Raw genomic sequence first — 12,795 nt, 5'->3', positions numbered from 1 at the left:
GCACTGGGGGCGCGTCGGGCGGCGGGGTCGCCTACTCGCCCATCACCTTCATCAGCCTGAGCGCGAGCTGGACCTCCAGCACCCGTTCCGGCGACAGCCAGTCCTCGCCCAGCAGGCTCGCCACCCGGTCCAGCCGCTGCACCACCGTGTTCACGTGCACGTGCAGCTCGTCCTTGGCGCGGCTGAGGTTCGCGCCGCACGCGAAGTACGCGGTGACCGTGCGGACCAGCTCGGTGCCCCGGCCGGCGTCGTAGTCGAGCAGCGGCCCGAGGGTGGCGCGCACGTAGCCCGCGATGTCCGTGCGGTCGCCCAGCAGCACGCCGACGAAACCGAGGTCGGCGAGCGTGCCGCCGGTGCCCTCGCGGCCGAGCTGGACCAGCGCCCGCAGGCATCGCACGGCCTCGGCGTGCGCGGCGGCCACCGCCTCCGGTCCGTGGGCCGGGCCGCCCGACCCGACCGTCACGGGCAGGCCGACCGCCTTGCCGAGCACCCTCGCCGCGTCCCGCGCCGCGGCCGCCGGGTCCACGCCGGGCAGCACGAGCACCACGTGCTCGCCGTGGACGCCCGCCAGGCCGCGGCACGTCGAGGCGTGGTGCGCGGCGGCGGCCAGGAGCCGGTCGCGGGGGCCGTCCGCGACCAGCACCACGTGGTCGGCGGCCAGCTCGACGCCGACCCGGCGGGCGCGGGCGCGCAGCGCGACCGAGTCCACCGCGGACGTCAGCAGGTCGGTGATCAGCTCGCCGCGCACCTTGTTCTCCGCCTCGGCCACCGTGCGGCGCAGCAGGAGCAGCAGGGCCGTCACCACGCCCGCCCGCTCGAACAGCCTGCGGTCGGCGTCGCCGAGGTCCGGGCGGTCGGTGAGGGTGATGCTGCCCAGCAGCTCGCGGCCCGCCAGCACGGCGCACACCCACGTGCCGTCCTGCGGGACGGCGCGGCCGCTCGCCCGGGACGCGTTGACCGCCGTGCGGGGAGCGAGGGCGCGGGTCGTGCCGATGCGGGCCAGCTCCGCGCCGTCGCTGTCGTGCACCACGATCCCGCCGTCGAGCACCTTGGCCACGGCGGCGGCCACCTCGGGCACGTCCGCGCCGCGCAGCACCAGGTCGGTGAGCCGGTCGTGCGCCTCCTCGGCGCGGCGCATGGCCTCGTTGTGGGCGCGGATCGTCTCCCCCGCCGCCCGCGTCTCCTCCAGCAGGTGCGCGGTGTCCAGCGCGATCGCGGCGTGGTCGGCCAGCGACGACAGCAGCGCCACCTCGTCGGGCGGGAACTGGCGCGGCGACCGGTTGGCCGCGTAGAGCACGCCGATGACCCGGCGGTCCAGCTTGAGCGGCACGCCCAGGATCGCCACCAGCCCTTCGTCGCGCACCGCGGCGTCGATGGGGCCGGTGTGGTTGAACCGGTCGTCGGCGAAGTAGTCGGCGGTCACGTACGGCCGCGCGGTCTGCGCCACCAGCCCGCCCAGGCCCTCGCCCATGCCGAGCCGGACCTGTTGGAACAGCGCGGAGATCGAGCCGTCGGTGACCCTCATGTACGTGCCGCGCTCACCGGGGTCGTTCATGCTCAGGTAGGCGATGTCCGCGCCGAGCAGCAGCCGGGCGCGCCGCACGATGGACCGCAGCACCGCGTCCGGGTCGCGCACGCCGGCCAGGTCGTTCGCGGTGTCGAACAACGCCTCCAGCTCGGCTTCGCGGCGGCGGTGCGCGGTGAGCGTGCGGCGGATCCGCAGCGCCCACTCGGTGGCCCGCGCGACGCGGTCCAGCTCGTGGTCGGGCAGGCCCGCCGCGCGGGCCGCGGGGAGCACCGCCGCCAGCCGCTCGCTGCCCGCGTCCGCCGCGAGCAGGTCGAGCAGCTCCAGCAGGTGCTCCACCGCGTCCGCCTCGCTCATCCCCTCATGCTCGCACCGACGGCCGGCCGGCGTCGGCGCGGTTCAGCGAGCTGCCCTTCGTCTCCTTCGCCGCCACCACCGCGATCACCGTCAGCACGCACATCGCGAGCACGTAGAACACGACCGGGAGCGTGCTGTCGTACGCCTGGAGCAGCGCGGTCGCGATGAGCGGCGCCACCGCGCCCGCCGCGATCGACGCGAGCTGGTAGCCGATGGACGCGCCCGAGTAGCGCACCTTCGTGCCGAACAGCTCGGAGAAGAACGCCGCCTGCGGCCCGTACATCGCGCCGTGCAGCACGAGCCCGATCGTCACCGCCACCGTCATCGGGAAGAACGACTTCGTGTCGAGCAGCGCGAAGAACGCGAACATCCACAGGCCGATGCCGACCGTGCCGATCAGGTACGTGGTGCGCCGGCCGATCCGGTCCGACAGCGCGCCCCACAGCGGGATCGTCACCAGGTGCACGAACGACGCGATCAGCACCGCGTTCAACCCCGCCGACCGCGCCATGCCGAGTTCCGACGTGATGTAGACCAGGATGAACGCGGTGATCACGTAGTACGACACGTTCTCCGCCATGCGCGCGCCCATCGCGATCAGCACCTCGCGCCAGTGGTCGCGCACGACCGCCACGATCGGCGGCTTCTCCTCCAGCCTGCCGGCCTCGATCTTCGCCTGGGCCTCCAGGAACACCGGCGACTCGGACACGCTGAGCCGGATCCACAGCCCGATCAGGACGAGCACGCCGGACAGCAGGAACGGCACCCGCCAGCCCCACGACAGGAACGCCTCGTCGCTCTGCACCGCGGCCAGCACCGCCAGCACGGCGGTCGCCAGCAGGTTGCCCATCGGCACGCCCGCCTGCGGCCAGGACGCCCAGAACCCGCGCCGCTCCGCGCTGCCGTGCTCGGACACGATGAGCACCGCGCCGCCCCACTCGCCGCCCAGCGCGAAGCCCTGGACCAGCCGCAGCAGCGTCAGCAGCAGCGGCGCGGCCACGCCGATCGCCGCGTACGTGGGCAGCAGGCCCATCGCGAACGTCGCGCCGCCCATCAGCAGCAGGCTCAGCACGAGCAGCTTCTTGCGGCCGAGCTTGTCGCCGAAGTGGCCGAACACCAGGCCGCCGAGCGGGCGGGCCAGGAAGCCGATCGCGTACGTGGTGAACGCGAGCAGGGTGCCGGTGAGCGGGTCCGCCGTGGGGAAGAACAGCTTGTTGAACACCAGCGCGGCGGCGGACCCGTACAGGAAGAAGTCGTACCACTCGATCGTGGTTCCGATCAGGCTGGCCACGACGACCTTGGCGAAGGACGGTTTCGGCTGCGGAGGGGCGGCTTTCGTCATGTCGGTCACCACTTCGTTGGGGGATGGGGGAACGAGGGGCTACTGGGCGGTCCAGCCGCCGTCGATCGTGAACGACGAGCCGGTGACGTGACCGGAGTGCGCGCCGCACAGCCACAGCACGACGGAGGCCACCTCCTCCGGCTCGATGAGCTGCTTGATGGCGTGGCGGGTGAGCATCACGTCGGCGAGCACCCGGTCGGGCCCGATGCCGTGCGCGCGGGCCTGGTCGGCGACCTGGTGCTCGACCAGCGGGGTGCGCACGTAGCCGGGGCTGACGCAGTTGCTGGTCACGCCGTGCGGCGCGCCCTCCAGCGCGACGACCTTGCTCAGCCCCTCCAGGCCGTGCTTGGCGGCGACGTAGGCGGACTTGAACGCGCTGGCCCGGGTGCCGTGCACGCTGGAGATGTTGACCACCCGGCCCCAGCCGCGCCGGTACATGTGCGGCAGCACGCGGCGGGCCAGCAGGAAGGGCGCGGTCACCATGACGCGTTGCAGCAGCGCGAACCGGTCCGGCGGGAACTCGTGCACCGGGGCGACGTGCTGGAGGCCGGCGTTGTTGACCAGGATGTCGATCTCGGCGGGCACGTCGCGGTCCGGGTCGTCGGCGGCGAGGTCCACCACGTGCGGGGTGCCGCCGATCGCGTCGGCGGCGGCGGTGACGGTGGTCTCGTCGCGGTCGAGCAGGTGGACCCGCGCTCCGGCGCGGGCCAGCGCGGCGGCGCACGCCCGTCCGATGCCGCTGCCGGCGCCGGTGACCAGGGCGGTGCGGCCGGCCAGGTCGTCGCTGTGACCAGGGACACTCGTCATGGCCGGAAACGCTAGGTGACCTGCGGTGCACCGCCCATGTGAGACAGGACCACAACCTCGGGTCGAGGCATGTGTTTAGCCGACAGTGAGCCGGGTAATGATCGGATAACCCAATACCGGGTGCAGTTGCCGTAGGGTCATGGGTACGCTGCTTTGGCCCGTTCGGGGGATGAACGACGTTTTGGGGGTTACCAAGTGTCACTCACACCGATCTACGACGACCTGCTGCGCGAGTTCGAGGGCATCCTCCTCGTCAGCGAGGCCGCCGAGGCCGTCGCGACGGGCACGGCCGAGGGCGGCGACGCGCCGCGGGCCGACGGGCCGACCCCCGACGTCGAGCCGGACCAGGGCTGACCGCCGTCACGGCGTCGGGGCCCTCCGCGCGGCGATGAGGGCCTCGACGCCGTCCAGCAGCAGGCGCAGGCCGAACTCGAACCGGTCCGCCGAGTACGGCGCGACCCCCGCCCGCACGGTCGCCGCCAACGCCGGGTAGGACTCGAAGTCCACCAGCTCGCCGAGCAGCGCGTTGCGCTCGCGCACCTCCCCGGGGCTCGGCTCGGCGGTGTCCACGGCCAGCTTGGCCTGCCCGCGCACGTACGCGTCGACCGACTCGACGACCGCCATCTTCTCCGCCTCGGTCAGCCCGGTGCCGTCCAGCACCCGCAGCGCCGAGTCCATCCACCGCAGCAGGTTCGGCCCGGGCGCGGCCGCGTCCGCGACGAGCTGGAGCACCCACGGGTGCCTGCGGTAGCCGTCGTGGTCGTTGCGGGCCCACGCCTCCAGCTTGGCCCGCCAGTCGCCCGGCAGCGGGTCGTCGCCCTCGTACCGCGCCGAGCCCGGCCGCCGCCGCGCCCGCGCCGCCGACCACCCCCGCATCCGTCGCACCGCCGATCGTGTCCGCGGTCGCCACGTCCGCGCCGCCGATCGTGGGGCAAACGATTGCGGTCGATGTTGTTCGCCGTGGTGATGACCATGGCCGCCGAGGCGGCGGTGGGGTTGTTGCTGCTCCTGCACTTGCAACGCGGGTTCGGGCTGGAGCTGGACGAGGTGGCGTACGTGTTCCTGCCCGGCGCGATCGCGATGAGCGCCGCCGCCGAGTACCTGCACCGGTACGTGCTGCGGTTCGGCAGGCGGGTGGTGCTCACCGCCGCGTCGGTGGCGAGCGCCGGGTTCGCGATCGGCCTGGCGTGGGCCCCGAACCCGTACGTGATCGCGGGGTTGTGGGTGTTGTCCGGGTTGGCGTGGGCGGCGGTGATGCCGGTGCAGCAGGCGGTGATCGCGGAGGCGTCGGACGGGCAGGTCGGTCGCGGGATGGGCGTGTACGAGGCGGCGTGCCTGGTCGGGGCGCTGATCGGCAGCCTGGCGGCGGGTGCGCTGTACGACGGGGCGAACTGGTGGGTGGCGTGCCTGGCGGCGGCCGCGATGATCCTCGCGGGCGCGATCGTCGTGCCGCGCGCGGTGCGCCGGCTCGGGGTTCCCGACATCCCGGTCGCCAAGAGCGCGTGACGACGGACGACCGCGGCACGCGGCACGCGGTGCGGGCGTGGGATGCGGCACGCGGTGCGGGCGTGGGATGCGGTGCGGGCCGTGGCTCGCGGGGCGGCCGTGGCACGCGGGCCGGAGGCGGTAGGTCGCGCACCGTTGGCTGCGGGCGGTTCGCTGCGAACGGGTGCGCGCCGGCTGCGGCGCGCAGACCGTAGACGGGGGTGTCTGGGGTGTCTGGCGACTGGCGGGTGTGTCGGCGGTCGGTGTGTCAGGCGGCGGGGGCACGCGGTGGGTCGGTCGCGGGCCTCGTTGTTTCTCCCGACGTTTCACGGCAATAATAACAGTGTCTTCTTTGGTCGCGCACGGAAGATCACCCGATAGTGGACCAAGGGCCACCGCGATGCCGTGACGACGACGGGCCGCCGAGGATATCCCCGGCGGCCCGTCGCGTCACGCTTCAAGTGCTACTTCGGGGCCGGCAGGAGGTCGGCCGGCACCGGTTCGTCCTTCTCCAGCGCGCCGAACAGGCGCAGCGCGTTCTCCCGGTCCCACTGCACGACCGAACCCGCGCCCGGCACGGTGGGCGTGCCGCCGACCGGCACGGTCACCGTGTCCACTCCCCCGCCCATGGCGAACGCCATGCCCGCCAGGTGGTGCAGGTGGTCGTCGGACGCGACCGAGATCGAGTCCGTGCCCGCGAACAGCAGCGGGAAGGCGCGGAACGGGTTGGCCAGGGTGCCGAAGCTCGTCGCCTTGTCCGTCAGCGCGGCCAGGAACTTGCGCTGGTTCTCGACCCGCTGGAGGTCCGCCGTGGCGAACGCCCTGGTGCGGACGAAGCCCAGTGCCTGCGCGCCGTCCAGCTCCTGGCAGCCCGGCTGGAGGTCCAGGCCCGCCAACGGGTCCTGCATCGGCTCCTCGATGCACATGTCCACGCCGCCGACCGCGTCCACGATCCCGGCGAACCCGCCGAAGCCGATCTCCATGTAGTGGTCGATGTGGATGCCGGTGGCCCCTTCGACCGTCTGCACGAGCAACGACGGCCCGCCGAACGCGAACGCCGCGTTGATCTTGTTCTTGCCGTTGCCGGGGATGTCCACGTAGGAGTCGCGCGGGACGCTGACCAAAGTGGACTTCCCGGAGCCCTCCGGGATGTGCAGCAGCATGATGGTGTCCGTGCGCCGACCGCCCGCGTCGCCGGTGGACAGGTCCTGCTTCTGCTCCTCGGTCAGGTCGTCGCGCGCGTCGGACCCGACGAGCAGCCAGTTGGTGCCCGGGGTGTCGGCGGGCCGGCCCTCGTAGTCGGCCAGCGCGTCGATCCGCCGCAGCGACCCGTCGACGTAGAACCACAGGCCGACGCCGAGCGCCAGCAGCAGCACCAGGACGACCCCGATGACCCGCCCGACCCGGGGCCTGCGGCGCCTGGCCGTCCGTGGACCGGCCTGCGCGTAGGCGGCGGTCGGTTGGGGGCGTCCGCCCCGCGGGTAGCCGTCCTGCCGGTACGGCTGCGGCGCGCCCTGCCTCGGTTGCCCGGCCCGCGGCCTGCCCTGCTGGTACCCGCCCTGCTGATACCCGCCTCGCTGGTATCCGGCGTTCATCACGCGACCCCGTCCGTGTGTCGGTCACTGCTCGCACACCCAAGGACGCGGGGCGCGGCGAGAGGTTGCCACCTTAGTGGTCGGGCGGCAGCACGAGTGCGGCGAGCAGGCGGTCCAGCTCGGCCCGCGGGTCGTCGGTGAGACCGGTGTGCGCGGGCGAGGTCTGGATGATCGTGCTGCGCGGCGCGGTGAGCCAGCGGAACCGCTGCCCGGCCGACGTGCGGGACACCGGACCGGCCTTGGGCGCGCCGTCGCACGACAGCCCCAGGTGCTCCAGGTGGGCGCGCAGCACCTCGACGTCCAGGAACGGGTCCAGGGCCAGCACGCGGCGCTCGTCCACGTGCACGCGGGCGCCGAGGAAGTCCAGGTCCTTGCAGTAGACGAGCACCCCGACGTTGACGAACTCGCCGCGTTCCTGCCGCGGCACGGCGCGCAGCAGCGCGTACTCAAACACGTGCGGCACGGGCGGCCTCCAGAGCGTCGACCCAGGCCCGCGGCGCGGCCAGGCGGGCGGTGAAGAACGACTCGTACGCCTCGCGCACGGCCTCGGGTGTGGCGAACGCCTCGTCCTGCGCCAGCCACGGGTCCGGCACCAGCGCCAGCACCTCGCGCACCAGTTCGGGCGTGACGCGGGCGGACAGCTCGGCGTCGACCTCGGCGAGGTCGCCCGCGAACGGCAGCATCAGGTGGTCGGCCGCGTCGAACCGGTAGGTCGCCGCCGGGAACCGCTCCGGCCGCCAGGAGTGGTGGAAGTACAGGGAGGCGCCGTGGTCGATCAGCCACAGCTCGCGGTGCCACAGCAGCGTGTTCGGGTTGCGCCAGCTCCGGTCGACGTTCAGCGTGAGCGCGTCCAGCCACAGCAGCCGGGTCGCGGTCTCGGCGGACGGCTCGTGCACGACCGGGTTGTAGTCGAACGAGCCGGGCAGGTAGTCGAGGCCCAGGTTGAGCCCGCCGCTGGCCTTGAGCAGCTCCTGCACCTCCTGGTCGGGCTCGGCCCGGCCCAGCTCCGGGTCCAGCTCGACCAGCACGATCTCGGGCACGCGGAAGCCGAGGCGGCGGGCCAGTTCGCCGACCACGATCTCGGCGATCAGCGCCTTCACGCCCTGGCCCGCGCCGCGGAACTTGAGCACGTACATGCCGAGGTCGTCGGCCTCGACGAGCCCGGGTAGGGAGCCGCCCTCCCGGAAGGGCGTGACGTAGCGGGTGGCCGCGACCTGGCGCAGCCCGGTGGGTGAACTCACCGCGTCATTTTGCCGCTGCTCCGCAGACGGCGGCGAGGTCGCCTGGCCTCGCGGGGCGGGAGCCGTGCGCGAAGCGGTCGGAGTCAGTGAGGTGCCTGGCCAGGGTGGGTCAGGTGGCTTGGGTGTTGGTGGCGCTGTCCAGGGTGCGGAGGTAGCCGGATTCCTGGCCGTCGCGGTTCGGGTGGTAGGAGCGGTCGGTGGCGGACAGGACGACGCCGTTGATCCACGGGCGTTGGGCGCACACGCCGTGGCCTTCGAACACGCCGCGGACGTCGCCGTACTCGAAGCCGGCGGCCTTCGCTCGGTCGGCGATCACCTCGGACATCACGTCGGCGGCCCGGTTGATCGCCTTCCGCTTGGCGCTGGTCATCAGGCACAGCGTCTCGAAGGAGAAGATCCGCGGGTAGCCGAGCACGACGACGTCGGCCGAGGTGCGTTCGCGCACCGCGCCGTACACCGCGTCCAGGCGGCCGGGCAGCTCGCCGCGGATGAAGCCCTCGGCCTGGTCGACCCGGCGCACGCACTCGTCGTCGGTGCTCAGGGTGCACTTGGTCATCACCTCGCCGAACCCGGCGTCGTTGCCGCCCACCGTGATGGTGACCAGGGTGGTGGCGGGCGTGATGCGCTCGGCCTGGCGGACGACGTCGGTGGTGACGGCACCGGAGCAGGCGGCGAACACCAGCGACGCGTCGTGCCGTTCCGCCCACAGCACGGGGTAGGCGTGCGGGCTGCGCCGGCACTCGTCGGAGGACTCGTCGCCCGCGCCGAGGCCCGCCGCGTAGGAGTCACCCAACGCGACGAGCTCCGGCGCGACCGGGGCCGGGGCCAGGGCCATCAGCAACGCGATCGCGATCATCTTCATGCGGTCGTCGTACCACTGTGGACGGTCCCGGCGGCCGAAAGTCAGCCCGTCGGGTGTTACCTCGTCAGGGCGACGCACACCGGGACGGGCGCGGCGGACGTGCTCGTGCGCCGCAGCTTCCCGGTGGTCCGGTCGACCGCGAACGTGGTGACGGAGTCGGAGTTCTGGTTGGCCGCGAGCAGGAACCGGCCGTCCGGCGCGAGCGCGAGGTGCCGGGGGAACTTCCCGCCCACGGGGGTGGTCTCGACCAGGCGCAACGCCGCGCCGCCGCGCTCGACGGCGAACACGGCCACGCTGTCGTGGCCCCGGTTGGACAGGTAGGCGAACCGGCCGTCGCGGGACAGGAGGATCTCGGCCGGGTGGTTGCGGGGCGTGGTCGGCGCGCCGGGCGGCAGGGTGGACACCTTGGGGCCGGGGGTGAGGACGCCCCGGTCGTAGGTCGCGACCACGATCGTGGAGTCCAGTTCGTTGGCGATGTAGGCGTGCTTCCCGGACGGGTGGAACGCGAGGTGACGGGGGCCCGCGCCGGGGTGCAGGCGGGCGACGCCCGCCGGGGTGAGCCGGCCCGCGTCGGTGAGCCGGTAGGTGTGCACGGAGTCCGTGCCGAGGTCGACGGCCAGCACGAACGCGCCGGTCGGGTCGGGCAGCACCTGGTGCGCGTGCGGGCCCTCCTGCCGGTCCGGGTCGGGGCCCGCGCCGCGGTGCGCGACCAGGTCCGTGCGGTCGCCGAGGCCGCCGTCGGGCAGCACGGGGTGCACGGCCACGCTGCCGGAGCCGTAGTTGGCCGACAGCAGGAACCCGCGGTGCAGCGCCAGGTGGCACGGGTCCGCGCCGCCGGTGCTCCGGCTGCCGATGACCTTCGGCACGCCGTCGGGGCCGACGGCCAGCGCGGTCACCTCGCCGTCGGCCTGTTCGTTGACGGTGTAGACCCGCCGCCCGGCGTCGATCACGAACGACGGGTTCGGCACGTCCGGCACGACGCCGGTGACGCGCAGCGCGCCCGTGGCCGGGTCGTAGGCGGCGAGCCCGAGGCCCGTGCCACCGCCCGGCCAGGACGTGTAGGTGCCCAGGTAGGCGCGGACCTCCGCCCGGTCGCGGTCGTCCTCGGCTCCGGGCCCGTCCGCCCGGCCGACACCCTCGGTCATCAGCATCCCCGTTCCCACGCCAACGGCTCCCAGGAACCGCCGCCTGTCCACAACCACACCGAACCTCCGCTCGACCCGCCCGCGGCGGTCCCACAGTGGCCTGGACCACGGCGGTCAAGCAAGAGGCGCAACGTTAATTGCGTCTAGCGCAACGGGTCGGCGTCGCGGAGCCGTGCCAACTCGACCGCCGGATCGTACGAGGGTTGCGGGTAGGCGGGCGCGAGGCCGCGCAGCGCCTCCAGCAGCAGCCTCGCCACCACCCAGTTGCGGTACCACTTGCGGTCCGAGGGCACGGCGAACCAGGGCGCGGCCGGGGTCGAGCACTTCACCAGGGCGTCCCGGTAGGCGACCTGGTAGCGGGAGAACTTGCCCCGCGCGCCCAGGTCGGCGGGGTTGTACTTCCAGCGCTTGAGCGGGTCCTCCAGGCGGGCGATGAGCCGGTCGCGCTGCCGCTCCGGGGAGATGTGCAGGAAGCACTTGACGATCGTCACGCCCTCGTCGGCCAGCTCCCGCTCGAACGCGTTGATCCGCCGGTACCGCCGCTGCCACTCGGTCGCCGGCACGAGGTTGTCCACCCGCGCGACCAGCACGTCCTCGTAGTGCGAGCGGTCGAACACGCCGATGTGGCCGGGCGGGGGCACCTGGCGGCGGATCCGCCACAGGAAGTCGTGCCGCAGCTCGGCCCGGGTGGGCTTCTTGAACGAGGCGATGCGCAGGCCCTGCGGGTTGACCAGGCCCGCGACGTGCCGGATCGTGCCGCCCTTGCCGGAGGTGTCCATGCCCTGGAGCACGAGCAGCACCCGCCGCGTGCCGCCGCCCACGCCCTCCGCGTACAACGCCTCCTGGAGGCGGTCCAGCTCCTCGCCGACCACCGCCAGGTCCCGCGCCGCCGCGGCCTTCGAGCGCGGCCCGACCGGCGTCGCGGCCGGGTCGACCCCGGCGAGGTCGAAGGACTCGGGGTCCACCCGAAAGGCGTCCGACACCGACTGGACCCGCGGGGACTTCTCGGCCATCGTCGGAGGGTAACGCCCCGCCCGGGACCATGGCGCCGCCACAACGGATCGCCGCGAAACCGCCCGATTGCGCAACGAACATGCCGGACACGCAATGCCTGACGGATGAAATCGCCGGCAGGAGCCCCTTAGCCTGGTGACATGACCGCCCTCGCTTCGTTCCCCGCCGGGCACGCCCCGACGTCCGATCAGTTCATCGCGCTCGACGACGAATGGAGCACGCACAACTACCACCCGCTGCCGGTCGTGCTGTCGCACGGCGAGGGCGCGTGGGTGACCGACGTCGAGGGCCGCCGGTACCTCGACTTCCTGTCCGGCTACTCGTCGCTGAACTTCGGGCACCGCCACCCGGACCTGGTGGCCGCCGCGGTCGGGCAGCTCGGCCGGCTCACGCTGACCAGCCGCGCGTTCCACCACGACCAGTTCGGCCCGTTCTGCCGCGAGCTGGCGGAGCTGACCGGCACCGAGATGGTGCTCGCGATGAACTCCGGCGCGGAGGCGGTCGAGTCGGCGATCAAGGTCGCCCGCAAGTGGGCGTACCGGGTGAAGGGCGTGCCGGACGGCGCGGCGGAGATCGTGGTCGCCGGGTCGAACTTCCACGGCCGCACCACCACGATCGTGTCGTTCTCCACCGACGACGCCGCGCGGGCCGACTTCGGGCCGTTCACGCCGGGGTTCACGGTCGTGGAGTACGGGTCGCTGGACGCGGTGCGCGCGGCGATCACCGAGCGGACGGCGGCCGTGCTGCTGGAGCCGATCCAGGGCGAGGCGGGCGTGGTCGTGCCGCCGGCGGGCTACCTGGCCGGGGTGCGGGCGCTGTGCGACGAGCACGGCGTGCTGCTGATCGCGGACGAGATCCAGTCGGGCCTGGGCCGCACCGGCGAGCTGCTGGCGCTGGACCACGAGGGCGTGCGGGCCGACCTCTACACGCTGGGCAAGGCGTTGGGCGGCGGGATCGTGCCGGTGTCGGCGGTGGTGGGCAGCCGCGCGGTGCTGGGCGTGCTGCGGCCCGGCGAGCACGGGTCGACGTTCGGCGGCAACCCGCTGGCGTGCGCGGTCGGCCGGGCCGTGGTGCGGCTGCTGGCGACCGGCGAGTTCCAGCAGCGGTCCCGCGAGCTGGGCGCGCACCTGCACGCGCGGCTGGGCGAGCTGGTGGGGCGCGGGGTGGCCGAGGTGCGCGGGCGCGGGCTGTGGGCCGGCGTGGAGATCGCGCCGGGCGGTCCGCGCGGGCGCGCGGCGTCGGAGGCGCTGGCGGCGCTGGGCGTGCTGTGCAAGGAGACGCACGACACGACGCTGCGCGTCGCTCCCCCGCTGGTGATCACGCGGGAGGAGCTGGACCACGGCATCGACGCGCTCGGCGAGGTGCTGACCACGGACCGTTAACGCAGGTCACAGACGTGTGGCGGGACACGTATCCGGCGGG

The 12,795-nt window shown here is 73.4% G+C and carries 13 protein-coding genes; 3 read left to right on the top strand and 10 right to left on the bottom strand.

The annotated features are described in order from the left end of the window. Positions 1–31 precede the first annotated feature (31 nt). Genes ACFXGA_RS08055 through ACFXGA_RS08045 form a run of 3 tightly spaced genes read right to left on the bottom strand, consistent with a single transcriptional unit; the run spans position 32 to position 4,031 of the window. Complete coding sequence (locus ACFXGA_RS08055; RefSeq protein ID WP_378085401.1) at positions 32–1,882, bottom strand: helix-turn-helix domain-containing protein; 1,851 nt, start codon at positions 1,880–1,882, stop codon at positions 32–34. Between the two features lie 4 nt (positions 1,883–1,886). Then, positions 1,887–3,224: an MFS transporter gene (locus ACFXGA_RS08050; protein ID WP_378085399.1), complete on the bottom strand. Its 1,338-nt coding sequence runs from the start codon at positions 3,222–3,224 to the stop codon at positions 1,887–1,889. Positions 3,225–3,263: 39 nt separating this feature from the next. Then, positions 3,264–4,031, bottom strand: a complete 768-nt coding sequence (locus tag ACFXGA_RS08045) for a 3-hydroxybutyrate dehydrogenase (RefSeq protein WP_378085397.1) — start codon at positions 4,029–4,031, stop codon at positions 3,264–3,266. 195 nt (positions 4,032–4,226) lie between these two features. Here ACFXGA_RS08045 and ACFXGA_RS08040 point away from each other — a divergent pair, with 195 nt between their 5' ends. Further along, positions 4,227–4,385, top strand: a complete 159-nt coding sequence (locus ACFXGA_RS08040) for a hypothetical protein (protein WP_378085395.1) — start codon at positions 4,227–4,229, stop codon at positions 4,383–4,385. A gap of 6 nt (positions 4,386–4,391) precedes the next feature. Here the strand turns inward: ACFXGA_RS08040 and ACFXGA_RS08035 are convergent, their stop codons facing one another. Further along, entirely contained in the window at positions 4,392–4,907 is a 516-nt protein-coding gene (locus tag ACFXGA_RS08035) for a TetR/AcrR family transcriptional regulator C-terminal domain-containing protein (RefSeq protein ID WP_378085393.1), read from the bottom strand. Between the two features lie 72 nt (positions 4,908–4,979). Between ACFXGA_RS08035 and ACFXGA_RS08030 the strand changes: the two genes are divergently transcribed. Then, positions 4,980–5,537, top strand: a complete 558-nt coding sequence (locus ACFXGA_RS08030; RefSeq protein WP_378085391.1) for an MFS transporter — start codon at positions 4,980–4,982, stop codon at positions 5,535–5,537. A 443-nt stretch (positions 5,538–5,980) separates the two neighbouring features. On the opposite strand, the gene ACFXGA_RS08025 is transcribed toward ACFXGA_RS08030, so the two are convergent. The 6 genes from ACFXGA_RS08025 to ACFXGA_RS08000 all read right to left on the bottom strand — a co-directional run bounded on the left by ACFXGA_RS08025 (position 5,981) and on the right by ACFXGA_RS08000 (position 11,372). Beyond that, entirely contained in the window at positions 5,981–7,111 is a 1,131-nt protein-coding gene (locus ACFXGA_RS08025; RefSeq protein WP_378085389.1) for an LCP family protein, read from the bottom strand. A gap of 73 nt (positions 7,112–7,184) precedes the next feature. Next, positions 7,185–7,574 (bottom strand): DUF3037 domain-containing protein, encoded by a 390-nt coding sequence (locus tag ACFXGA_RS08020; RefSeq protein ID WP_378085387.1) that lies wholly within the window; start codon positions 7,572–7,574, stop codon positions 7,185–7,187. Then, complete coding sequence (locus ACFXGA_RS08015; protein ID WP_378085385.1) at positions 7,558–8,352, bottom strand: HipA family kinase; 795 nt, start codon at positions 8,350–8,352, stop codon at positions 7,558–7,560. The genes ACFXGA_RS08020 and ACFXGA_RS08015 overlap by 17 nt, the downstream gene beginning before the upstream one ends. 109 nt (positions 8,353–8,461) lie before the next feature. Continuing rightward, entirely contained in the window at positions 8,462–9,214 is a 753-nt protein-coding gene (locus ACFXGA_RS08010) for an SGNH/GDSL hydrolase family protein (RefSeq protein WP_378085383.1), read from the bottom strand. Between the two features lie 56 nt (positions 9,215–9,270). Then, positions 9,271–10,359: a lactonase family protein gene (locus ACFXGA_RS08005; RefSeq protein ID WP_378085381.1), complete on the bottom strand. Its 1,089-nt coding sequence runs from the start codon at positions 10,357–10,359 to the stop codon at positions 9,271–9,273. A 143-nt stretch (positions 10,360–10,502) separates the two neighbouring features. Continuing rightward, positions 10,503–11,372 carry a PPK2 family polyphosphate kinase gene (locus tag ACFXGA_RS08000; protein WP_378085378.1) on the bottom strand — a complete coding sequence of 290 codons (870 nt, stop codon included), beginning with the start codon at positions 11,370–11,372 and terminating at the stop codon, positions 10,503–10,505. Between the two features lie 141 nt (positions 11,373–11,513). On the opposite strand from ACFXGA_RS08000, the gene rocD reads away from it, so the two are divergent. Next, positions 11,514–12,755 (top strand): ornithine--oxo-acid transaminase, encoded by a 1,242-nt coding sequence (gene rocD, locus ACFXGA_RS07995; protein WP_378085376.1) that lies wholly within the window; start codon positions 11,514–11,516, stop codon positions 12,753–12,755. Positions 12,756–12,795: the final 40 nt, after the last annotated feature.

The organism is Actinosynnema sp. NPDC059335 (assembly GCF_042752395.1).
GTDB lineage: Bacteria > Actinomycetota > Actinomycetes > Mycobacteriales > Pseudonocardiaceae > Actinosynnema.
Note: the sequence above shows the minus strand (reverse complement) of the source record. Positions and strands in the feature narration are given on the sequence as shown.

What these genes read in the sequence shown, in the direction of transcription:
- ACFXGA_RS08055 (WP_378085401.1), bottom strand. Translation starts at nt 1,882, where the DNA reads ATGAGCGAGGCGGACGCGGTGGAGCACCTGCTGGAGCTGCTCGACCTG.
- ACFXGA_RS08050 (WP_378085399.1), bottom strand. Translation starts at nt 3,224, where the DNA reads ATGACGAAAGCCGCCCCTCCGCAGCCGAAACCGTCCTTCGCCAAGGTC.
- ACFXGA_RS08045 (WP_378085397.1), bottom strand. Translation starts at nt 4,031, where the DNA reads ATGACGAGTGTCCCTGGTCACAGCGACGACCTGGCCGGCCGCACCGCC.
- ACFXGA_RS08035 (WP_378085393.1), bottom strand. Translation starts at nt 4,907, where the DNA reads ATGCGGGGGTGGTCGGCGGCGCGGGCGCGGCGGCGGCCGGGCTCGGCG.
- ACFXGA_RS08030 (WP_378085391.1), top strand. Translation starts at nt 4,980, where the DNA reads ATGTTGTTCGCCGTGGTGATGACCATGGCCGCCGAGGCGGCGGTGGGG.
- ACFXGA_RS08025 (WP_378085389.1), bottom strand. Translation starts at nt 7,111, where the DNA reads ATGAACGCCGGATACCAGCGAGGCGGGTATCAGCAGGGCGGGTACCAG.
- ACFXGA_RS08010 (WP_378085383.1), bottom strand. Translation starts at nt 9,214, where the DNA reads ATGAAGATGATCGCGATCGCGTTGCTGATGGCCCTGGCCCCGGCCCCG.
- ACFXGA_RS08005 (WP_378085381.1), bottom strand. Translation starts at nt 10,359, where the DNA reads ATGACCGAGGGTGTCGGCCGGGCGGACGGGCCCGGAGCCGAGGACGAC.
- ACFXGA_RS08000 (WP_378085378.1), bottom strand. Translation starts at nt 11,372, where the DNA reads ATGGCCGAGAAGTCCCCGCGGGTCCAGTCGGTGTCGGACGCCTTTCGG.
- rocD (WP_378085376.1), top strand. Translation starts at nt 11,514, where the DNA reads ATGACCGCCCTCGCTTCGTTCCCCGCCGGGCACGCCCCGACGTCCGAT.